The 20,285-nt window shown below is 62.9% G+C and carries 21 protein-coding genes; 9 read left to right on the top strand and 12 right to left on the bottom strand.

Features of this window, described 5'->3' with window-relative positions; all coding sequences use genetic code 11:
* Positions 1 to 117 precede the first annotated feature (117 nt).
* Complete coding sequence (locus ACFUTX_RS08895) at positions 118 to 423, bottom strand: helix-turn-helix transcriptional regulator (RefSeq protein ID WP_378864621.1); 306 nt, start codon at positions 421 to 423, stop codon at positions 118 to 120.
* Positions 424 to 546: 123 nt separating this feature from the next.
* Between ACFUTX_RS08895 and ACFUTX_RS08890 the strand changes: the two genes are divergently transcribed.
* The gene (locus ACFUTX_RS08890; protein ID WP_378862974.1) at positions 547 to 861 is read left to right on the top strand and encodes a hypothetical protein; all 315 of its coding nucleotides are present in this window, start codon (positions 547 to 549) and stop codon (positions 859 to 861) included.
* A gap of 388 nt (positions 862 to 1,249) precedes the next feature.
* Here the strand turns inward: ACFUTX_RS08890 and ACFUTX_RS08885 are convergent, their stop codons facing one another.
* The gene (locus tag ACFUTX_RS08885; protein WP_378862972.1) at positions 1,250 to 3,541 is read right to left on the bottom strand and encodes a discoidin domain-containing protein; all 2,292 of its coding nucleotides are present in this window, start codon (positions 3,539 to 3,541) and stop codon (positions 1,250 to 1,252) included.
* Positions 3,542 to 3,723: 182 nt separating this feature from the next.
* On the opposite strand from ACFUTX_RS08885, the gene ACFUTX_RS08880 reads away from it, so the two are divergent.
* From ACFUTX_RS08880 to ACFUTX_RS08865, 4 genes are all read left to right on the top strand, one after another.
* On the top strand, positions 3,724 to 5,001 hold the full coding sequence (locus tag ACFUTX_RS08880; protein WP_378862969.1) for an ABC transporter substrate-binding protein: 1,278 nt from the start codon (positions 3,724 to 3,726) through the stop codon (positions 4,999 to 5,001).
* Positions 4,982 to 5,929, top strand: coding sequence for a carbohydrate ABC transporter permease (locus ACFUTX_RS08875; protein WP_378862966.1), 948 nt, complete (start codon positions 4,982 to 4,984; stop codon positions 5,927 to 5,929). The genes ACFUTX_RS08880 and ACFUTX_RS08875 overlap by 20 nt, the downstream gene beginning before the upstream one ends.
* Entirely contained in the window at positions 5,926 to 6,744 is an 819-nt protein-coding gene (locus ACFUTX_RS08870) for a carbohydrate ABC transporter permease (protein ID WP_378862963.1), read from the top strand. Before ACFUTX_RS08875 ends, ACFUTX_RS08870 begins: the two co-directional genes overlap by 4 nt.
* A gap of 190 nt (positions 6,745 to 6,934) precedes the next feature.
* The gene (locus ACFUTX_RS08865) at positions 6,935 to 9,343 is read left to right on the top strand and encodes a family 78 glycoside hydrolase catalytic domain (RefSeq protein WP_378862960.1); all 2,409 of its coding nucleotides are present in this window, start codon (positions 6,935 to 6,937) and stop codon (positions 9,341 to 9,343) included.
* Here the strand turns inward: ACFUTX_RS08865 and ACFUTX_RS08860 are convergent.
* The 5 genes from ACFUTX_RS08860 to ACFUTX_RS08840 all read right to left on the bottom strand — a co-directional run bounded on the left by ACFUTX_RS08860 (position 9,296) and on the right by ACFUTX_RS08840 (position 13,947).
* Positions 9,296 to 10,180, bottom strand: coding sequence for a hypothetical protein (locus ACFUTX_RS08860; protein ID WP_378862957.1), 885 nt, complete (start codon positions 10,178 to 10,180; stop codon positions 9,296 to 9,298). The two genes, ACFUTX_RS08865 and ACFUTX_RS08860, sit on opposite strands and share 48 nt — an antisense overlap.
* Positions 10,181 to 10,242: 62 nt before the next feature.
* Positions 10,243 to 11,166 (bottom strand): phytanoyl-CoA dioxygenase family protein, encoded by a 924-nt coding sequence (locus tag ACFUTX_RS08855; RefSeq protein WP_378862955.1) that lies wholly within the window; start codon positions 11,164 to 11,166, stop codon positions 10,243 to 10,245.
* A gap of 104 nt (positions 11,167 to 11,270) precedes the next feature.
* On the bottom strand, positions 11,271 to 11,681 hold the full coding sequence (locus tag ACFUTX_RS08850) for an RbsD/FucU domain-containing protein (protein ID WP_378862952.1): 411 nt from the start codon (positions 11,679 to 11,681) through the stop codon (positions 11,271 to 11,273).
* A 15-nt stretch (positions 11,682 to 11,696) separates the two neighbouring features.
* Entirely contained in the window at positions 11,697 to 12,668 is a 972-nt protein-coding gene (locus ACFUTX_RS08845; RefSeq protein WP_378862949.1) for an aldo/keto reductase, read from the bottom strand.
* Entirely contained in the window at positions 12,652 to 13,947 is a 1,296-nt protein-coding gene (locus ACFUTX_RS08840; RefSeq protein WP_378862946.1) for an enolase C-terminal domain-like protein, read from the bottom strand. Before ACFUTX_RS08840 ends, ACFUTX_RS08845 begins: the two co-directional genes overlap by 17 nt.
* A 106-nt stretch (positions 13,948 to 14,053) precedes the next feature.
* Here ACFUTX_RS08840 and ACFUTX_RS08835 point away from each other — a divergent pair, with 106 nt between their 5' ends.
* Positions 14,054 to 14,911: a fumarylacetoacetate hydrolase family protein gene (locus tag ACFUTX_RS08835; RefSeq protein ID WP_378862943.1), complete on the top strand. Its 858-nt coding sequence runs from the start codon at positions 14,054 to 14,056 to the stop codon at positions 14,909 to 14,911.
* Positions 14,911 to 15,687, top strand: a complete 777-nt coding sequence (locus tag ACFUTX_RS08830) for an SDR family NAD(P)-dependent oxidoreductase (RefSeq protein WP_378864618.1) — start codon at positions 14,911 to 14,913, stop codon at positions 15,685 to 15,687. Before ACFUTX_RS08835 ends, ACFUTX_RS08830 begins: the two co-directional genes overlap by 1 nt.
* On the opposite strand, the gene ACFUTX_RS08825 is transcribed toward ACFUTX_RS08830, so the two are convergent.
* Positions 15,573 to 16,520: an amidohydrolase family protein gene (locus ACFUTX_RS08825; RefSeq protein WP_378862940.1), complete on the bottom strand. Its 948-nt coding sequence runs from the start codon at positions 16,518 to 16,520 to the stop codon at positions 15,573 to 15,575. The genes ACFUTX_RS08830 and ACFUTX_RS08825 overlap by 115 nt on opposite strands.
* A gap of 72 nt (positions 16,521 to 16,592) precedes the next feature.
* On the opposite strand from ACFUTX_RS08825, the gene ACFUTX_RS08820 reads away from it, so the two are divergent.
* The gene (locus tag ACFUTX_RS08820) at positions 16,593 to 17,303 is read left to right on the top strand and encodes a FadR/GntR family transcriptional regulator (RefSeq protein WP_378862937.1); all 711 of its coding nucleotides are present in this window, start codon (positions 16,593 to 16,595) and stop codon (positions 17,301 to 17,303) included.
* Positions 17,300 to 17,575 carry an ArsR/SmtB family transcription factor gene (locus ACFUTX_RS08815; RefSeq protein ID WP_378862934.1) on the top strand — a complete coding sequence of 92 codons (276 nt, stop codon included), beginning with the start codon at positions 17,300 to 17,302 and terminating at the stop codon, positions 17,573 to 17,575. Before ACFUTX_RS08820 ends, ACFUTX_RS08815 begins: the two co-directional genes overlap by 4 nt.
* Before the next feature lie 666 nt (positions 17,576 to 18,241).
* Here the strand turns inward: ACFUTX_RS08815 and ACFUTX_RS08810 are convergent.
* From ACFUTX_RS08810 to ACFUTX_RS08795, 4 genes are all read right to left on the bottom strand, one after another.
* Positions 18,242 to 18,685 carry a single-stranded DNA-binding protein gene (locus ACFUTX_RS08810; protein WP_378862931.1) on the bottom strand — a complete coding sequence of 148 codons (444 nt, stop codon included), beginning with the start codon at positions 18,683 to 18,685 and terminating at the stop codon, positions 18,242 to 18,244.
* A gap of 24 nt (positions 18,686 to 18,709) precedes the next feature.
* On the bottom strand, positions 18,710 to 19,201 hold the full coding sequence (locus tag ACFUTX_RS08805; RefSeq protein ID WP_378862928.1) for a hypothetical protein: 492 nt from the start codon (positions 19,199 to 19,201) through the stop codon (positions 18,710 to 18,712).
* Positions 19,198 to 19,593 (bottom strand): hypothetical protein, encoded by a 396-nt coding sequence (locus ACFUTX_RS08800; protein ID WP_378862925.1) that lies wholly within the window; start codon positions 19,591 to 19,593, stop codon positions 19,198 to 19,200. The genes ACFUTX_RS08805 and ACFUTX_RS08800 overlap by 4 nt, the downstream gene beginning before the upstream one ends.
* Positions 19,590 to 20,285, bottom strand: a 696-nt coding sequence (locus ACFUTX_RS08795) for a type IV secretory system conjugative DNA transfer family protein (RefSeq protein ID WP_378862922.1), incomplete at its 5' end; no start/stop codon positions are given. The genes ACFUTX_RS08795 and ACFUTX_RS08800, both read right to left, overlap by 4 nt.

Here is a 20,285-nt window from a genome sequence, read left to right as displayed (position 1 = left end):
TAATCTCATCGCGCCGGCGAACATGTGCGGATGCAGCCGCGGGGCGCGGGGGGACACTCATCGAGCTGAAACTACAAACGCCATCGGACGCAAGGCGCGCCAACCGCCTTCCATGTCTCAGGGCCTCACACGCTCCGAGGCGAATGTCCGAGGGGAAGCGTGAAAAGTCTGCTTGAAGATCCTTGAAAAGTAGAGGGGGTCGGAGAACCCGACCATCCGAGCCACTTCGTTTACTCGGTGCCCGGTGAATCGGAGGAGATGCGCCGCGCGCTCCATCTTCTGGTTTCTGACGTACGTCTGTATCGAGTGGCCCGTGTGCCGCTTGAACAGTCGCTCTGCAGTCGCTCGACTGCAGTCGCCGGCTGCTGCGACGTCTTGCACCGTGAGGCGTGAGGCGAGGGACCGCTGAATGAACGCCTGCATATCCCGCAAGGGAACGGGCACGGGGCGCTCCCGCTGGTTGGTGGAGAGGCGGTGCGCTTCTTGCAGACCGAGGTAGCCAGCCGCTCTCAAAGCCTGATCGGTCGTTGAGCGATCGTCGAACAATTGAACCGCGAACTCGAGAAAAGCAGCCACGCGGTCATCATCCTCGTGAACGGAAGGTTGGCCGCTCCAATTCTGTTGAGTTGTGCCCTCGGGCGCCTGGCGGGCGAGGTTCTCGTTGAGCTCGTCATCGAAACCGTGGGCCGCCCGCCGAACTATCGTATTCGCCTCGTCGTGCCATGGAAGGAGGTGCGCGGCAGCTACTGCGAAGGGATCCTGTGTGTCGGCCACGTACTCGATATCGTGCTTCCAGGGCAACTGAACGACTACCCCGGGGCGGACTGGGATGTTTCGATCGCCGGTCAGAATCGTGCCTGACCCGGATGCGCACCTCACGATCGAGACGCTGGTGACGAGCCGGTGCCGAATTCGTTCGCCCGCGCGGAATCGGTAGCGGTTCGCTTGGACTAAGGCGGGCCCGCCCTGGCGTGTATGCAAGTCCATTCTTCTGCGTTCGAGCTCCATGCCCACCCACACCCCATGCTGGTACGGTTTACAGCGGCCGGCGCAGACGGTCACTTAGGCGTCCGTCAGCCCAAAACTCGGCCGACAACCATTGTGGTCCCGGAAACGGATGAGCCGAGACTCGTGCGGCGAAATTCACCTCGATCAACTTGGACCACTCGCTCGGAGCACGCGCATAGCAGCAAGCCGACGGCCCCATCCCGGGAGATGACGGCCGCCGACTCGCGGCGGTTCTGGTGCTCTACTGTTTCGAGATCGTCCAGCGCTGCTCGTCGGAGTCCCATGACGTCGGAACCATCACAACGGAGTTGATATCAATCAAACCGGGGTAACGGCTTCCAGTCCCATGAAGGACCATTCCGTATTGTTTGTTCTCGATCCTGTAGGTTCCATCGCCAGCCGGCACAAACCTCCAGAGCTGCGCATCGCTGACCGTGGCCGACGACTGCCTTACCATGTTGACGTCGGTTCGCCCTGGGAAGTAGTCGGATGTGCCGGTGAGTCGTCGATTGCTGTACTGATTGGTGATGGTGTACCACTGCCCGCTGCTGTGGGCAATCGTCCACGTAGTTTCGGCTCCCGACTTGGGTGCCGGGGTGATAACGACATCGTTAACCCCCGTGGACACCACCACTTGCGTCCCCTGCAGGTCCCGGTGGTGGTACAGATTGTTAATGATCAGGTCGGAACCTGTGGGCGGCCGATCTCTGACGCTGACCTCTGCGAGAACCATCCGATACTGATTCATGTCGTTGGGATTCGGCCGCAACTGGGTACCTTCGATTCGCACATACCGGGCGGAAGCGCGCTCAAAGGCGTACTGCTGAGGTCTGGAGGGCACTGCAGCGCCCGTGACGGTGACCTGCGTCGTCCACGTGGACCCGTCGGTCGATGTCGCGATGGTGAAGTCGACCGGGAATCCCTGGCCGAGGTCGCTGGGGTCTGTCCGGGGGGACAGGACGACATCGGTGATGGACTGCGTAGAGCCGAGATCAATGGTGAGGGCTTCCGTGTGGGACACCGTGAGGTTCGACGCGCTTGTCCACCCTCGCGAGCCTGACACCGAGCGGAGATTCCCATCGACGACTCGACTCAATCCCCAGTCTGAGTTCTCCACGGAACTCGTGGCGGTCGCGCTTCCACCCACCGAGGGTGTGGTCGAAGTGAGTTCAAGCACAGTGTCCACCGGGTCCCAGGACGCCCCGGAAGGCAGGGAGAGTGATACGCCGGTGCTCGTTTGCGACAGCGTGACTGCCTGTCCGGTTGACAGGAGTCGGGCACTGAGGAATTGCTTGCCATCCGCCGGGACAGGGAGCGTCAAGGTTGCGCCGGACGGCGGGTTGAGCACATGGATAAAGGTGCGCAGGTCGTCGGGGCTACGGGTCGCGACTCCCCAGGTCAAGTCCTCCACCGCTGTTCCGTCTGCGGTGGGATAGGAAGGGCTGCTGAAGGCCCCGCGGATCGACGGGTCGACGGCCTTGATTCGCGTTCCGACTGATGTGAGCGCGGACGCGACATCCTTTTCCCATCCGCCGCCGGGATAGACGCCCGCCGACCATGCCACGCCACCGCCTACTCGGTTGGTCGCGGCCTGGAGAACTGTATAGCGATACATGTCGTCCGCGGTGTATCGCAACGCGGTCGCCGTCGAGGAGTGGCTGGTCCACCAGTTCGTGGTGACAGTGGCGGACACGCTTCGATAGGCGCTTGCTGGCCATGTGTCACCATCGGTGCTGGCGAACTCTTCCCAGTTCCAGTACTCCTTGTCGGCGATATCCGCAGAGTAGAGGTTGCCGTAGTAGTTGTGGAACATGGGCAGGTTGTACTGCTTGATGAGTGCACGCAGGGCTGGGTAGTCGACCACGTTCTGGCTTTGCGCAGCGCCATCCCCTTCATCGACATAGATTCCGTCGATGTCGTCTCCGTAACGGTCCAGCAGTTCGTCGTACGCCTCCAGGATGAAATCGTTCCAGGTCGCGAAGCTGAAGGTCGAGGGGTTCGGATTGGGGCAGAGCTGACCTGACGGAGGGCTGCACCATGTCGTCCCTCCACTTCCCCAGCCGGTCGCGGCCATGTCGGCTTCACTGAATGAATGGCCCACACGCGGGTGGGTGTACAGGATGATTTTGATTCCTTTCGCCGCCACGGCATCGATCATGTCGCCGATAAGATCACGGGTTGAGGATGTCCCCGACCCTCGCCAAGCGGTCTGGACGGCGCTGGGATAAAGAGGAATCATGTTGGCGTGCCAGGCCGTGAACTTCACGTACTCAACCCCGAAGTCTTCGAGGTCTTCGGCGAAACCAGTCGCGTCGAAGTTGTTCGCTAGCGTGTTGACGTCAGAGACGACAGCGCCAGAGCCGTTCACTGTCAGGCCCGGCACGTAGTGCACAAACACTCCGTACTTGTCTGCGAGGATGTCATCCGCGCGCGCCACCTCTATTGCGGCGTGAGCAGGCGGGGGCGTCGCGGCCGAACTCGCGCCGACCAGCAGCAAGGCGATCAGCGCGGCGCCTGCGGTCTTCATTCTCATGTCTCATCCCATTCGTCATTGACTGAGCAATAGACAACGTAGAGAAGTCGTCCGTACTGCTAGCGGTGGGGCTGGCTCAAAACATGGACTTTTGACTCAGGTTTTCGCGAGCTCAGACATCGGATGTTTATGATGGCGGCAGCCCGATGCTGCGATAGCGGCAATGATCACGAAGGAGTGTCATGAAGACTTCACGACTAGCAGCGGTGATGGCGCTCGGATTGAGCGCGGCGGTCCTTGCCGGCTGCTCGCAGTCCGCCACCCCGGATGCGAGCGGTGACCCGGACGAGCCCGCCAACATCACCTTCCTCACTTTCACGAGCCCGGCGCTGACCGAGGAGTTCTGGGAGGAGCAGGTCGCGGCTATCGAGGAGGAGTATCCGAACCTGGACGTGGAGATCCAGTACACCCCGGGATTGGACCGCCAGGGTTACGCCAAACAGCTCCTTGCGACAGGCAATCTTCCCGACGTGATCTGGGATGCGCCACTTCAGGAGTTCGCCGAGGCCGGCGCTATCCTGCCATACTCCGACGAGGACCTCGCGGGCATCGATGCAGATGCCTCAGCTTTGGCGATTGACGACAAGTACTACGGAATCACTGTCGGTGCTCAGGTGATTCCGATGCTGTACTTCAACGAGGACAAGCTGAACGAACTCGGCATCGAGCCGCCGTCAACATTCGACGAGCTGCTGGATGCAGCCGAGACGGCCAAGGCGGCTGGGGAGGTTCCCTTCCTCGTGGGCGGCGGCGCGGACCCGTGGGCATCGACGCTGCTGCTGGACGGCATCATCACGGCGGATGTGTACGGACAGGATCCTGAGTGGATGGAAAAGCGAAAGGCTGGCGAGGTCAGCTTCCAAGATGATCTGTTCGCCAGCGCGGTGGACAAGTGGGCCTCGCTCATCCAGAGCGGCTACATCAACTCGGATGCGTTGACCGTCGACTATGCGCAACTTCTCGCCAAGTTCCAGAACGGCGAGGGAGTCTTCTACCCCATGGGGAGCTGGGCGGGGGCGGTACAGACCGATTTCAGCGCCGGCGTGGTTCCGTTCCCCACCGACTCCGGGGACACGGTCCTCGGAGTGAACTTCGGTCAGGCGCTCGCTGTCTCGGCGACCTCCGAGTTCCCGGAGCAGGCCCAGGCCTTCGCCGTCGCGCTTGCCACGGGAGAGGGCGCCATCACCGCACAGCTCGAGTCCGACAGTCTCATTCCCGTCGCGTCCGATTACGAGGTCCCGGCCGACGTAGCGCCACTGATCGCCCAAACGGTCGACGCATACTCCACGGCCGACGCGACACGTGTTCTTCCATTTGGCTGGGAGCAGGGAGGAGCCGCTCTGCCCTCCGGATTCGCGGATCAGTTCAACGTTGCCGCGCAGCGAGTCATCGGCGGAGGCTCCGTTGACGACTTCCTCGTCGAGATCGATAGGCAATTCGATGAGCTCAATGCCCAGTAGCGAGACCTGGGTAGGGAAGGGCCGAACCCTCACGAGAGGGTTCGGCCCTTCCCGCCGAAAGCCTCTCACCCGATCCACGGCGGCTTTCCTCGTGCCGGGTGGGGCGATGTACCTCGTCTTTGTGCTCGTCCCGCTCGTTCTGAGCTTCTACTATTCATTCACGAACCGGAATCTTCTCTACCCGGGAGAACAATTCGTCGGAGCGGAAAACTACGTTCGTCTGCTCACCAACCCCACCTTTCTCGGAAGCTTTGCGTTCACAGCCACCCTCACGATCGTCACCGTGATCGTCGTCAACGCCGCCGGGCTAGGAATCGCGTTGCTCCTGAACCGCACCGCGCTTCTGTTCCGCGCGCTCCGGATCGCATTCTTCGTCCCGGTCGCCCTCAGCGGTGTAGTGGTCGCGTTCATTTGGTCGACTATCCTCACGGATCAGGGTCTCCTCAACGCCTCGCTGGACAACCTGGGTCTTGGGTTCTTGGCGCAGAGTTGGCTGGGCAACCCTGTCACCGCACAAGGGTCCGTCATCGCTGTCACATCCTGGCAAGCGATCGGACTCTGCACAGTGATCTACCTCGCTGGGCTGCAAACGATTCCCTCAGAGCTCCGCGACGCCGCGAAGATCGACGGGGCGGGCGCGTGGAGCGAGTTCCGTCACGTGACCTGGCCCCTGCTCGCCCCGTCACTCACCATCAACACGACGCTGCTGTTGATCAACGGATTCAAGACCTACGACATCCCCGTCGTTCTCACGGGCACCGGTCCCGGAGGGGCGACGTCGACCGTGGCCACCGAGGTGATTCGCGTGGGCTTCAACTTGAACCGGGTCGGGTCCGCTTCGGCAATGGCCGTCGTGATGCTCGTCGTTACCGCGGTGGCCACATTCATCGTGGTCGGGTACCTGCGAAAGAGAGAGTTGGAACGATGAAGAACGCCGCGCGCGTCGTCATTGCGTGTGTAGTGACGATTGTCTTTGCCATTCCTCTCTACCTTGCACTGGTGAACGCCTTCAAGCCGAACTCTCAGATTCAGCTTTCGCCAGCCGCGCTTCCCGACCCCGTCACCGTCGACAACTTCATCAACGTCCTCACCGCCCCGAGCGGACTGTTCTGGCAGGGCCTCCTCAACAGTCTTGTGATCGTCATCCCGACAATGGCGGCGACCAGCGTCTTCGGTGCGCTGGGCGGCTACTACCTCGCCCGCAGCACTTCCTTAGTCTCACGACTCTCAGGAGCGATCCTGCTCATCGGGTTGATGCTGCCGTTCCAAGTACTCCTCCTTCCGCTCTCCATCGTCCTCAAACAACTCGGCTTACAGGGAACGCTGTTCGGGATCATCCTTTTCAACGTCGCCTTCTACGTTCCATTCGCTGCCTTCGTCTACGCCCGGTTCATCCAGAGCGTGCCCAGAGAGCTCGAGGAGGCCGCCGCCATCGATGGGGCCGGCAGACTTCGTACGTTCGCGCAGGTGGTCGTTCCGCTTCTCAAGCCCACTACCGCGAGCGTGCTGATCTTCATAGGGGTGTGGGTGTGGAACGACTTCTTGAACCCGCTGGTGTTGCTCGGTCCTTCGGGCGGAAGAACCATAACCACGGGTCTGTACGTCGCGATCGGCCAGTTCAACACAGATTTCGGCACGATGTTCGCCCTTATGCTGCTCGCTGTTCTCCCGATCCTCGTGTTCTTCTTGCTGCTTCAAAAGCGCTTCGTCGCAGGCCTCACAGCCGGGGCCACGAAGGGCTGACGTGCTGACACCGCGTGACCTCAGAACCGAGCGCATGCCACGCCCGCTCGGAGTAGACACCGGAAGGCCCGTATTCGAGTGGCGTTTCCACGGAGCACAGCGCGGCTCGACCTTCACACACGTCTACGTGGAGGACGCTCACGGAACGGAAATCTGGCGGTCTCCCCGCCTTGCCGCTGAAACGTTGGAGGTGACCTACGACGGCCCAAGTCTCGATCCTGGATCCGCGTACCGCTGGTCCGTTCGCGTCGAGGACGAGACGGACGGTGTGGCAATCGCCTCGGACTGGTTTGAGACCACATACCTATCCCGCACCACGAGAGCGGGACATTGGATCACCGTGGACGAGCGAGAGACCCAACCGCAAGATCCGCCGGACTTCCGCGGTCTCTCGTGGCGAGCAGGTTTGCTGCCGGCTCCACTTCTACTGCGCAAGTCGTTCCACCTACGCGCCGCGGTCGCCCGAGCTCGATTGCTCGTCACAGCGCGCGGACTGTACCGGGCTCAGATCAACGGGGCCCGAGTCGGTGCGGACGAACTCACGCCCGGCTGGACCGACTATCGCGTCCACCAGCGGTATCAGACCTACGACATCACATCCCTCGTTCGGGAAGGGCGCAACGCAATCGGAGTCGAACTCGCGCACGGATGGTGGAGCGGTTACGTGGGCTTCGACCCGAGGCAACCAGCGGTCCACTACGGCAACTCTCCCCACCTGTGGGCCCAGCTCGTGGTCGAGATGATCGATGGCGAACACCTGCAGTGCGCCACAGACGAAACCTGGAACGTCTCCACCGGCGATCGGGTCTACGCAGATCTGCTGATTGGGGAATATGTCGATAGGCGACTCGACCCGGGAGCCTGGTCCTCGCCCGATTTCGACGACGCATCATGGCGACCCGCTCGCGCTGTAGGTAGCGATCTCGATCATCTGCGCTCAAGCATTGAGCCGCACGTCCGGGTCGTCAGGCGGCTGCGCGGCAGGTATGTCGCCTCCGCTGCCCACAAGCACATCTACGATTTCGGGCAGAATCTCACCGGACGGGTACGGCTAGCGCTCCCCGCGCTGCCAAAAGGCACGCGGATCCTCCTGCGTCATGGCGAAATGCTCGACGAAGACGGGTCTGTCTATGTTGCTAACCTTCGCAACGCTGAGGCGACGGATGTCTGGATCAGCGCAGGTCTATCAGACACTTTCGAACCCACTTTCACCACTCACGGCTTCCGGTTCGTGGAGATCTCGGGACTTGAAGACCCCTTGGCCGAGGACGCGGTGTCGGCCGCCGTGATGTCGAACGACGTCGAGTGGACGGGCTCGGTGGAGACCTCTCATGACGGCGTGAACCGCCTCCTCTCGAACATCGAATGGAGTCTTCGCGGCAACCTGGTCGCCGTTCCCACAGACTGTCCCCAGAGGGATGAGAGGCTCGGCTGGTTGGGAGACGCGGGTGCCTTCATGCCCACGGCCGCCTTCCTCACAGACGCGCGATCCTTCTGGGCGAGATGGCTGCAGGATGTACGCGCAACCCAAACAGAAGAGGGCGCGTATAAGGACATCGCGCCCCACATTTCGACTTTCTTCCCCGATTCGGCCGCCCCCGGATGGGGCGACGCCGGCGTGATCATCCCGTGGGAGCTTTACCGGCGGTGGGGCGACCGACGGATCCTGGCGGACTCGTTCGACTCCATGCGACGCTGGGTCGACTACGTGTACCGGAACAACCCGGATCTACTATGGCAACGTCGCCGGGGAAACGATTACGGCGATTGGCTGGAGCGGACACCGACTCCGCGCGAGTTGCTCGCTACGGCGTACTGGGCCTACAGCACGCGCCTCGTTTCACATACCGCGTCCGAGCTGGGCTGTCCTGAGGAATCCGCGATCTACGCCGAGCTGGCGGAGAAGTTGGCCCGATCCTTTGAGGAAAGCTTCGTTTCCCGTGAGGGGCGGGTAGGGTCGGGGTCCCAGGGTGGATACGCGCTCGCCGTGGCGTTCGATCTGATCCCCCACGAATTGATGCCGTCTGTCAAAAAGCAGTTCGACGAGTCCATCGCCGCGGCTGGCGGGAAGCTGACCACCGGGATCATCACCACGTCGCTCTTGCTGACCGCGCTCACGCGTGCGGGGCGAACGGCGACGGCGTATCAGCTTCTCGAGGCGCGCGACTTCCCATCCTGGTTGTACCTGGTAGAGCAGGGGGCAACGACGATGTGGGAGCGTTGGGACGGCTGGACGGCAACCGGCGGCTTTCAGAATCCGGAGATGAATTCTTTCAATCATTACGCTCTTGGAGGCATCGGCCGTTGGATCTTCGAAACAGTCGGAGGAATCCAACAGACCGAAAGTTCTCGCGGTTATGGGCAGCTCCTTATCACTCCTGAGCCAGGTGGCACCCTGAGCTCATCTCGCGCGCGATTCATGTCTCGCCGCGGCCAGATCGCGACCTCGTGGAATCTCAACGGAAGCGTGTTCTCCCTCGAGGTAGAGGTGCCGCCGACTTCAACTGCGACAATCATGCTTCCGGGTTGGGGCACGGGTAGGCAGGTTGCCTCAGGGGTGCATCGTTTCGAGTCGAACCTCGAGCAGCCGTCCGTCTAGACACCATTCGCTGAGGTACGCGATTCCGTCAGCAGCGTCGACGCCAAGTCCGTGCGCTGCGCGCGGAGCGCTGCCCAACAATAGCGGTGGCTCCACGCCGGCATCTGTCACCCGGTTCGGCCATCCTGGACCTTGCTCGCCGTCGCCGGCTACAAGGGGAACAACTGCGCCGCCCTCGACGTAGTAAAGACCCTCATCCAAGTCGGTGACCAGCAGGCCGGACCGCCAATATGCCAGGGAGGAGGGTGCTGTGAACAGAGGGTGAATCAGCACTCGAGTGACGGCGCCCGTGCCATCGAGCACTACAAGACGAAAATTAGCGCGGTCAGCGATCACGACTTCGCCCCCATGCGCACCGATGCTTACCGCTATGCCATGTGGGCAGTCGAACGGTTTGCCCGCCGCTCCATCCAATCGGAAGAGAACGTCACCTTCCGCAGACAGTCTGAGCACGCTATTGGACCCGTAACCGTCCGCGACCCAGACCGGCGATCGCGCGCCGAGACTGGGATCCTCGACTGCGATGGCTGTAGGACGAAAGGGCTGCGTGACGTCCCGATAGGGATTTGCGATGCGCCGGACAACCCTGCCTTCAAAATCAAGCAGGACGAGCCGCCCGTCCTGCAGCCGTTCACGTACTCGACCGCCCGAGACTGCGTGCTTGAACCCCGGGTCGGCAACCCATAGCAGATCTCGCCCACCGTCACGGAGGACGGCAAGGCAGTGGGCCTCCGCGCCGTCGAATGGCACCACACCGATAAGACCGATACGGCGGTGAATAAGGAGCAGTTCCGTCGCGTCGGCGCTGGCCATAACAACGGTGCCGTCCGGCAGCACCGCAATCCCGGAGTGCGCCCAGCCTTCCTGTCCCCGAGGTTGAACAGCAATAACTCGTGGCGTTAGCAAATACGCTGCCCCGGCTGAATGAGGGACGCGTCCCACGGCGAGATGGATGGCTTATCGGCTCGCCAGTAGTACTGCATGTCAGTACTGGTCCAGTCGGCGTAAATTTCCTCCCAGTCACGGTCTGAGTGATTCGTCAGAGACCGGGCCTCGATCGGTTCGGATGCCGGTTGGAAGCGGATGTCCATCGAAAGCCGGATATGGGCGCGGTCGGTCGCGGGCACGGCTCGGTGAACCGTCAAGCTGGGGAAGGTAAGCACATCGCCCGCTTCGAAAGCGCCAGTGATCCAGTCGTCTTCATCTCGGCAGAGAAGCGCCTCAATAAGTCCGGCCCCTTCTGCCGGCGCGATGGGGATGTACCCTTCGCGATGGGAGCCGCGGAGGACACTCAGCGGACCTCGGGACAAAGGGGTGTCGGCCAGCGGGAACCAAGCAGTCCAGGTGTTCTGGCTCCCCTGGATAAGTGGAAAGTCCTGATGAGGCGGAGTGGGTCTGAGTGCCGGATGACCCGTCATCGCGCGAACAATATGGCGGGGATGGACGAAGACGCTTTCGCCGAACAGCTGCTCATACAAACCCACGAGAGTGGGATGGTGAGGAAGCAGATGCAGGCTCTCCACCTGCTGGATCCGTACGTAGGATGCCTCAGATACCCCGATATCCAAGCGCATCGCGGTTGAAGGGATTGAGTCGACCGTCTCCCGGTTAACCTCGCCCGAGTCCTGGTCCGACAGCGTTCCGTCGTCCGTCAGCACCCGAGCGATGTCGGCGCGGACGTCCTCCACAGCGGACCGGGGTAGAAGCCCACGGAAGAACAGATATCCGTCCCGGGCGGCCTGTTCCCGCAGCGCGAGCGGGTCGCCGAGCAAGGTCGTGGCGTCGGTGAACGAACTATAGGTGAAAGCACGAGCGATCGTCATATGGACAATCTATGGGGCGGTTCCACACTCTACTGCGGCAGTATCGGGTCATCATATGGACGAATGAATCACCAAAGAGTGACCATCCCGGACGCGGAGGTCGCTCAGGCCTTCGGGGTTACGATCCCTTTGCGAAGTATCGCGTTGCCGTATTGACGGATTTCCCCCGTGCGGACGATGAGGTAAGCGTCCCGTGCTGAGGCGTAGAAGCTGTAACGCTCGATGAGCCTTTTGTCGGTTGCGCCGGCGGCCCGCGTCAGCTCCAGGTGAATATCGAGCTCTTCTCCGCCAGGCGTCGCCATGAGATCAAGAGCTGGCGCCGCATCAAGGGGGAGCACCGAGCGAATGGCCGCCACAACCTCTGGTGAGTGAGCGTTCGGCAACTCCACTTGGCGAAGACCCAGCCGGTAGACGGGGAAGTGAGCGTCCGCGATAACGACGGCGTCTGAGTGACCCATCCTGTCCAGATGAAGCAGGAGCTTTCCGCTCAGCAATGGATTGATGCCGGTGAGCATGCGTCGGCTCCTTCGTTACTCGATTAGTCTTTCGGCGATCATCTCGTTCCACATCTCGTGCGGAATCTCGACCGCGAGAAGTTCCGCATTCCGGCGAATCTGTTCCGGCCGGCTGGCGCCTACAACGATCGATGTGACGATCGAGTTTCGGAGCGGAAACTGTGTAGCGGCGGCGGGGAGTGGCACGTCGTAGGCGCGACAGATGTCCGCGATGCGCTGCAATCGCTGCCACAGCTGCTCAGGGACGCGACCATACTCGTATCTGCCGTCTTTGGTCGGCTGATCCTTCGCCAGAAGACCCGAGTTAAAGATGGACGCGGCCACGACGGCTGTGCCGCGTTCGTTGCACGCGGGCAACACATCGCGGTTCGCGGGCTGCTCAAGAAGCGTATAGCGTCCCGCGACCATGACGACGTCGAGATCCGCTTGCGCGACGGCCGCTGTGATCGCGTGGCACTCCATCGAGCCGATACCGACGCCGGTCACTCGGCCCTCGGTGCGCAATTCGAGAAGCGCGGGAAGGCCCTTCTGCAGGGCAGCCTCCAAGTCGAATCGTTCCGGGTCGTGCAGATACACGACGTCCACCCGGTCCAAGCCAAGGCGTTCCAAAGACTCGTCGAGGCTCGCTCGAATTCCTGACTCCGAGAAGTCCCAAACCCGCCGCATATCGGCCCGAACGTGGAAGTCGTGTGCCAGGTCCAGTCCGCCGTCGTCATCCGGATTAGGCCGGAGCAGCCTTCCGACCTTGGTCGAAATCACGAACTCATCGCGGGGTTTAGTACGCAAGAACGCGCCGAGTCGCCGCTCCGACAGGCCCAGACCATAGTGGGGGGCGGTGTCGAAGAAGCGGACACCGCTGTCCCAGGCAGCACTGAGTATTTCCGACGCGGCCTCGTCCGAAATCTCACGGAAGAGATTGCCGAGATTCGCCGCGCCATAGCCCAGGCGGGGTAGCTCAAGCGCTGGGGAGTTAGGCGACGACATCATCGGGGTTCCAGGTGAATCGAGCGCGGCTTTCGGGCTTCATCTCGAAGCCGGCGCCCGGGGCGCGCGGAGCGATGTAGTTGCCCTGGCGGATTTCGGTCGGAGCCAGGAAGTGCTCGTGCAGGTGGTCGACGTACTCGATTGCCCGGTTCTCGGTGGTGCCGCTGACTGCGACGTAGTCGAACATCGAGAGGTGCTGGACCGCCTCACAGAGCCCGACCCCACCGGCGTGCGGGCATACCGGGACTTCGTACTTCGCGGCCAGCAGAAGATTGGCGATGTTCTCATTGACTCCCGCCACTCGAACAGCGTCGATCTGCATGACATCGATGGCGCCGGCCTGTAGGAGCTGCTTGAAGATCACGCGGTTGTGCGCGTGCTCGCCGCTGGCCACCCGAATCGGCGAGATGGCCCGCGCAATCTGCTGATGACCCAGTACGTCATCAGGGCTTGTGGGCTCCTCCACCCAGGTTGGATGGAATTGGGCGAGCGCCTTCACCCATGAGATGGCCTCGGATACTTCCCAGCGTTGATTTGCGTCGATGGCGATCGGGAAGTTAGGCCCGCAAACGTCGCGGGCCACCGAAAGTCGACGAATGTCGTCGGCTAGGTTCGCGCCGACCTTGAGTTTGATCTGCTGAAACCCGTCGGCGATGGCCTGCCGGCACAGCCGCGCGAGCTTCTCGTCCGAATAGCCGAGCCACCCTGGGCTTGTGGTGTATGCCGGGTACCCGATCGCGAGCAACTGGGCTTCTCGGTGCGGGCGCCCGGGCACCGCCTCGCGGAGGATGGCCAAGGCTTCTTCCGGGGTGAGCGCATTACTCAGGTATCGAAAGTCGACCAAGTCGACGATCTCTTCAGGTGTCATCCGCCCAAGGAGTTGCCACAATGGCAGGCCGGCCTGTTTGGCCTTGATGTCCCAGAGCGCGTTGACGGCACCGCCGATCGCCATGTGCATGACGCCCTTCTCTGGACCCAGCCATCGCAGTTGGGAGTCGCCGACAAGTTCTCGATACGTCGAACCCATGTCGCTCACAACGGACTCCAGTTCGCGACCTACGAGGTGGCCTTTCAGCGCCTCCAGCGCCGCCACCTGCACGTCATTTCCGCGGCCAATCGTGAAGACGAACGCATGTCCGGACAGGGCCGGAGCAGCGTCCGTGAGGATCTCAAGATAGGCCGCGGAGTAGTCCGGGTCGGGGTTCATGGCATCCGAGCCGTCGAGTCGGGTCGACGTCGGAAAACGGATGTCGGTGGTTTCGATCGCGAGGATCCGGGGCACGATTTCTCCTTGGGGGCAGCTCAGCTGCGAGCTGCTATCGCATTCAAACATCCGATGTCTATACTGTCAACGCTTGTCCACACGATTGGTCTATCGAGGGAGAGATATGCGGTTCGCCCGAGTTGGTGAGGCGGGAGCGGAGATACCCGTCGTCGTCCACGAAGATCGTCTTCTGGATTTGAGGCCATTGACATCCGATGTAAATGGCGGGTTCCTCAAGTCCGAACCGGTGGCGACAACATCGCGCGCAATCTCACGCGGGCAGCTACCCCTGCTCGATTGGCGCCCATATACGCGGTTCGGAGCTCCTATCGCCCGACCTAGCGCGGTTCTGTGCGTAGGGATGAACTATGTAGCTCATGCGGCCGAGTCCGGATCCCCGCCGCCGACGACGCCTGTCCTCTTTCTCAAGACGCCGAACACTGTCGCGGGGCCTAATGATCCAGTAACGATTCCGCGAGGCAGCGAGAAGACGGATTGGGAGGTGGAACTGGGTGTTGTGATTGGCAGGCGCGCGTCGTACCTAGACTCCCCGGGCCAGTCGATGGGTCATGTCGCCGGATTCGTCGCGGCACATGACGTCTCGGAGCGGACATTTCAACTCGAGGTCTCCGGTGGGCAGTGGTCGAAGGGAAAGTGTTCGCCAGGCTTCACTCCGATTGGGCCTTGGCTAGTTACTCCCGACGAGGTGGATCATCGGGCCCTGGGGCTGCGGAGCAGTGTCAACGGTCAGGTCCGTCAGGACTCGACCACCGCGGACATGATCTTCTCGGTGGAACAGATCGTGTGGCACTTGTCGCAGTTCGTCACGCTCGAGCCAGGCGACTTGCTCCTAACCGGGACTCCGGAAGGAGTTGCTTTGTCGGGACGATATCCGTTCCTCCGTCCAGGAGACGTCGTAGAGATTGAGGTCACTGGGTTAGGGCGACAGCGGCAGCAATTCAGAGCGTGGGAGAGGCTGTGATGGTGAACCAACTCGCTGACCTCGTCGCGATCGTCACTGGGGGCGCGTCAGGCATCGGGGCGGTTATTTCATCAACCCTCGCGGATGCGGGCGCGACGGTCGCAGTTCTCGATCGCGATTCTCGCTCGCTCGATTCTCGACTGACCGAGGTGTCGGCTGATGTCGGAGATCGTGCCGCCATCGATCGAGCAGTCGCAGAGGTGAGTCACCGCTTCGGACGCATCGATATCGTCGTCAATAACGCGGGGATCGGTGCACAAGGGGACATCGCGGCGAATGACGATGCGGAGTGGGCGCGCGTACTCTCTATCAACGTCACGGGGATTAGCCGCGTTACCTCGGCCGCTCTCCCCTGGCTTCGGCGTTCTCCGGCCGCGGCAGTGTGCAACATCTCGTCTATCGCCGCCACCGCTGGTCTGCCCCAGCGGGCCCTGTACAGCGCGTCCAAAGGCGCCGTTCTTTCGCTGACTCGTGCCATGGCGGCGGACCATGTCGCCGAAGGGATCAGGGTCAACGCCGTTAACCCCGGAACGGTCGATACGCCGTGGGTGGCGCGGCTCCTGCAGAGCGCTCCTGACCCGATCGCGGAGCGGGCAGCCCTTGAGTCGCGGCAGCCGCACGGGCGGCTAGTCACGCCCGCGGAAGTAGCCGGCGCAGTCCTCTACCTGGTGGGCCCCGCCTCGGGTTCTACGACCGGCACCTTCATCGAGGTGGACGGGGGGATGTCAGGGCTAAGGCTGCGTTCCACTGTCGCCTCAGAACGCGGAAGTCGGTAGACTCGCTCGGCATTCTTGGACAGGACAGCTTCTCCCTCCGCAGCACTGAGGCGATCCGCCACCCAGTGTTGCACCGTCTCGATCCATTTCACATAAGGGGCCGAAACCGGCCAATCCCCGCCGAAGAGCAATCGCTCCGACCCGAACGCCGCGAGGGCGGCATCCAGGAAGGGCTCCAGGTCGCGCGACGCCCAGTTGCGACCGGCTTCGGCAGGCAGGCCCGAAAGTTTACAGACGACGTTGGGCCGTGATGCCAGGGCGAGGAGACTTGCGGCCCACGAACTCAACTCGGCGGTCGTGTCTGCTCTTGACCTCACCGGGGGCTTACCGACATGGTCGAGCACGATCGGCAGCTCGGGCACAGCATCGGCGAGTGCAGAAACGTCCGCGATCTGTGGCCACCGCACGCAGGCGTCGAACACAAGACCGGCCCGCGCCACGGCGCGGGCGGAGATGCGGAAGTCGGGGGAAGAAGAGAAGCCGGTCGACTGGTCCTGCAGAAGTCGACGGACTCCCTTCACGAGCGGTCTCTGTGCGAATGCCGTCAGGTGGTCCTCTGTGGCGCGTGGCCGCTCGAGCGGCGCGAAGGCGACGATGCCTCGTATTTCCGGTTGCACCGTCGCGATCGAAGACACCCAGTCCACTTCGTCGATGGACTGATGGGGCGCGCATTCTGCTTGAACGAAGACGAAGCTGCCGGCCCGGACTCTCGATCCGGAGAGCTCTTCTGCGAGATCCCGCAAGTGGAATGGTCGGAGGAGCGGGCCTTCAAGCCAAGGATACGACAGCACGCTCGGGTCCCAAAGGTGGAGGTGCGCGTCAACGATCTCCAATGAAGCCTCCTTCCCACTCTAATTGCCCGTCCCCCGACACCATATCTTTCATCCGATGTTTATGATGATCGTATGGCGGTGACGGATCTAGCTATCGAGAAGATCAAGGACATGATCGTTCGAGGTGAACTCGCCCCGGGTTCACGGTTGCCCCCTGAGAAGGACCTCGCGGAGCGTCTGGGTCTCTCCCGCAGTTCCATGCGCGAAGCTGTCAAGGCGCTCGAGGTAATCCGCGTACTCGACGTGCGCAGGGGTGACGGGACTTACGTCACGAGTCTCGAGCCGAGGCTCTTGCTTGAAGCGATTTCGTTCGTCGTAGATCTTCACGACGACCATTCGCTGCTGGAGATATTTTCCGTACGCCGCTTACTGGAGTCCCACGCGACGGGTCTCGCGTCCCAGCGTGCAACGGACCAGGACATTGCCGATCTGGCCGTAGAGATCTCGGACGTACGCGTCGACACCAACATTGAGACACTGGTGCAGCACGACGTCCGATTCCACGGCGCAATTGCGCGAATGGCGGGCAATGACTATCTCGCTAGCTTGCTGGACAGCCTGACGAGCCAAACCGTCCGTGCACGCGTGTGGCGGGGACTCACCCAGGTAGGCGCTCTAGAGCGCACCCTTGCCGAGCACCGCGCCATTCTAGAGGCGATTAGGCACCGTGACCTCGCGTTGGCAGAGGCAGCCGCGCAGGTGCACATCGCGGGCATCGAGCAATGGCTGGAGCAGGCGCACCCTCATGTCAGAAGTAACGCCCCCTCGCGGGCGGCGAAGTGACTCCCCTCGCTTCGACGTTCCGAGCTCTCGGCCATCCAGACCGCCTTTACATCTTGGAAGCATTACTCGCGACCAGGAACGCGAACGGAGCTTCAATCGGGGAGATTGCCGCAGTTTGCGGCATAGACAGGTTCGCCGCATCGCGGCATCTCGACGACCTGGCCACTGCAGGCTTCATCACTACCGCGTGGTCCGGAAAGAGGCGAGAGCATTGGCTCAGATCGGGTGGTTTCGAGGAGATAGAGGACTGGGCGATCCGATTCACCCCCTAACCCAGTGAGCCCGAAAACGGACCCGTACAGATGCTTGGATGCCCAACTATTGGCGATACACTTCTGAGCTGCCGCAGGTCTGCACGTGCCGGGCTCCTTGAGGAACAGGAACAAGCGGCGAAACCCCGGGCACGGTTTCCGGCCTAGCCGCACGGCATCGGGGTCAGCGCGGAACAGGACGCGCGTCGGCCTGCGCAATCGGCCACTCAACATGAGGCCCGGCCGCCTGCGATGTATGACAGGTGCTGTCGCAGGGTGCTCGCCGGAGCGTTTCGCTGCCTGAATGTCCGGTCGTCAGGGTGCCTGGGTGGAGGAGGCGACTCAATTGCGTGACGATCCCTTAACTTCGCGTGAGGTCTGAGAGCATTCTGGAACGGCTCGCGAGGTCGGGGCGCCTGGAGACGCTGACCGGCAGCGAGCTCGAGTTTGATCGTCTTCCGATGACGAAAGATCCGCAGCCGGCGTTGGTGGAGGCGCGGGCACCGTTCGGGGGAACACTCGGGCGCGTGCTGGCTGAGGCGTGTGCGTGGACCGGTCGGGCGTTCGTAGTCCGGTTCCGTGTGGCGTGTGAGGAGCAGCGGTGTTGGGTGTGGCGTAGCGCGGTCCTGGAGATGGCGGAGCGGGTGGGAGTACTGTGACTCCCACCCGCTCCTCCTTGTGGAGGGTTCAGCGAGTGACTGCTGCGCCGGCTGCTACCGGTGCGGTGTACGGCCCCGTAGTGTCTGCTGCGGGGCCGTCAGCTTTTGGGCTGCGCTCGACGGCGATGCCAGTGAACTTCAGTGAGGCGCCGACGTTGTCCGCGACGATGTCGCGGGTTTCGCGGGTCTGGCCGGAGTCCTTGTCGACGTAGGTGCCGAATCGCAGGTCGCCGGCGACGAGGACGCTGTCGCCTTTGCGGAGCGAGTCGGCGACGTGGCGGGCCTGCTGGTTGAAGACGACGATGCGGTGGAAGACGGTGCCGGCGTCTTCCCATCGCTGCGTTGTCTCGTTGAGGCGTCGGTCGTTGACGGCGACGGTGAACCGGGCGTAGTCGGTGCCGGATTCTGCGGTGCCGTGTTCGGGGTCGCCGGTGAGGTTGCCCTCGATGGTGACCGGGATCTTGGTCGTCATGGGTGGGTTTCCTTTCGTTGGGAGTCACCCCGCTTGGGTGTCTCGGTGGGCGTGGGCCTGGCTGGTCCACGCGTCCCAGTCCGCGCCCGGTTCTAGCCAGGTGCGTGGCTTGGAGGTTTGGTGACCGTTGTTGCAACCGCCGCCGTAGGCCTTGGCGAGGCGGGGGACGGCGATGGTGAGGCGTTCGTGCCATCCGATGGGCCCGTAGCCGGCGTCAGAGGAGTCGAACGCGGCACGGTGAGCGGTGTGCAATGCGGAGAGTTCCTCGACGAGGGCGCCGTGCTGGTACCAGCAGGCGGGGATCACTGTTTGCGGGATGTTGTAGCGGACCGTCGCCCACTCGACCCACCGGCGGAGCGCATCCCACTCGGCGGCGGCGTCGGTGTCGGGAAGGGTGTACCAATCGACGATGTGCGCCCCGATCGCCTCGGACGAGACGTCGCGGCTCGTGTAGGGCGCGGTGAAGCCGGCGGCGAAGGCCCGCTCGGCGTCGCTGAAGTCGTCGTCGCCGCTCATGCGGCACCGTCCGGTCGGGCGAGTTTGGCGCGGAGACGGTTGAGGGCGAGAGTCGAAGCGGTCCGCCGGTCGCGGCCGCGCGACAGGATGGCGTCCCGGTCGATGAGCCGGTGCAGCAGTTCGTGGCACCCCGGATGCAGGGGCATGAGGTCGCGGTGGCGCTCTCGGGCGCGCCACTGCCCGCCGACCTTGTAGACGCCGTGGTAGTCGGTGTGGTGCAGCTCGAGCTCAGCCGCCGGTGCCGGATGCCCGCAGCCTTGGCAGACAAGAGGGATGCCGGTCCGGGCGTGCGCGCGGAACCACCGGTCGCGCCGCGCGAACCACACGGGCGATCGAAGATAGCCGCTGCGGTAGGAATCGCCGGAGGTGGTAGGTCGGCGGGTGTTGCTCATTCGGGCACCTCCTCGGCCTCCGGCGCGGGAGTTGGGGTGGGCGTGCGGAACACTTGAGCTTGTTCGGCTTCGGTGGCCGCTTTGGTACTGCGGATGTCGTTCGCGTCCCGGCGTTGGTCCCAGCCGGTGAGCTCGAGCAGTACGCCGCGGCGGTTGCGGTAGGCGAGGAGCCCGGTGTTGTGCGGCATCCTCCGGATCTCGTCGACCGACATCAGCGGGACCCGCTCTCGTTGTTCGCTGGTGGAGTGCCCGGGGTCGCGGGTGGACCAGGACCGGGTGGTGCGGCGCGTTTCGCGGGTGCCGAGGAGCGCTTCGATGTCGCGGAGGTGGTCGACGTGGCTCGCGCCGCCGAGGATGACTTTGGCGGTGGCGGCGGCCCAGATGGTGTCGGCTTCGGCGCGGGACCAGGCTGTCTCGGCTTGGGAGAGGGCTTGGAGGACGACGAAGGTGCAGATGCCGCGGCCGCCGCCGTCGGCCATGATGCGGGGGAGGTTGCCCCACCGGAACATGTTGACGATCTCGTCCAGGATCAGTCCGAGCGGGTGTTGGAGTCTCGAGCCGGGGGAGGCGAGGGCGCGGATGCGGGCGACTTCGACAATGTCGTCCAGCACCGCGGACAGCCACCCGCCCATTGCTGATGCCCCTGAGGCGGAGCCGATCAGATAGAGAGTGTTGGCGTCGTCGAGGAACGC

Origin of the sequence: Microbacterium sp. NPDC057407, assembly GCF_042803895.1 — a bacterium.
Lineage (GTDB): Bacteria > Actinomycetota > Actinomycetes > Actinomycetales > Microbacteriaceae > Microbacterium.
Note: the sequence above shows the minus strand (reverse complement) of the source record. Positions and strands in the feature narration are given on the sequence as shown.

Excerpts from the sequence above, each read along its gene's own strand:
- ACFUTX_RS08895 (WP_378864621.1), bottom strand. The coding sequence starts at position 423 with ATGCAGGCGTTCATTCAGCGGTCCCTCGCCTCACGCCTCACGGTGCAA.
- ACFUTX_RS08885 (WP_378862972.1), bottom strand. The coding sequence starts at position 3,541 with ATGAGAATGAAGACCGCAGGCGCCGCGCTGATCGCCTTGCTGCTGGTC.
- ACFUTX_RS08880 (WP_378862969.1), top strand. The coding sequence starts at position 3,724 with ATGAAGACTTCACGACTAGCAGCGGTGATGGCGCTCGGATTGAGCGCG.
- ACFUTX_RS08875 (WP_378862966.1), top strand. The coding sequence starts at position 4,982 with ATGAGCTCAATGCCCAGTAGCGAGACCTGGGTAGGGAAGGGCCGAACC.
- ACFUTX_RS08870 (WP_378862963.1), top strand. The coding sequence starts at position 5,926 with ATGAAGAACGCCGCGCGCGTCGTCATTGCGTGTGTAGTGACGATTGTC.
- ACFUTX_RS08855 (WP_378862955.1), bottom strand. The coding sequence starts at position 11,166 with ATGACGATCGCTCGTGCTTTCACCTATAGTTCGTTCACCGACGCCACG.
- ACFUTX_RS08850 (WP_378862952.1), bottom strand. The coding sequence starts at position 11,681 with ATGCTCACCGGCATCAATCCATTGCTGAGCGGAAAGCTCCTGCTTCAT.
- ACFUTX_RS08845 (WP_378862949.1), bottom strand. The coding sequence starts at position 12,668 with ATGATGTCGTCGCCTAACTCCCCAGCGCTTGAGCTACCCCGCCTGGGC.
- ACFUTX_RS08835 (WP_378862943.1), top strand. The coding sequence starts at position 14,054 with ATGCGGTTCGCCCGAGTTGGTGAGGCGGGAGCGGAGATACCCGTCGTC.
- ACFUTX_RS08830 (WP_378864618.1), top strand. The coding sequence starts at position 14,911 with ATGGTGAACCAACTCGCTGACCTCGTCGCGATCGTCACTGGGGGCGCG.
- ACFUTX_RS08820 (WP_378862937.1), top strand. The coding sequence starts at position 16,593 with ATGGCGGTGACGGATCTAGCTATCGAGAAGATCAAGGACATGATCGTT.
- ACFUTX_RS08810 (WP_378862931.1), bottom strand. The coding sequence starts at position 18,685 with ATGACGACCAAGATCCCGGTCACCATCGAGGGCAACCTCACCGGCGAC.
- ACFUTX_RS08805 (WP_378862928.1), bottom strand. The coding sequence starts at position 19,201 with ATGAGCGGCGACGACGACTTCAGCGACGCCGAGCGGGCCTTCGCCGCC.
- ACFUTX_RS08800 (WP_378862925.1), bottom strand. The coding sequence starts at position 19,593 with ATGAGCAACACCCGCCGACCTACCACCTCCGGCGATTCCTACCGCAGC.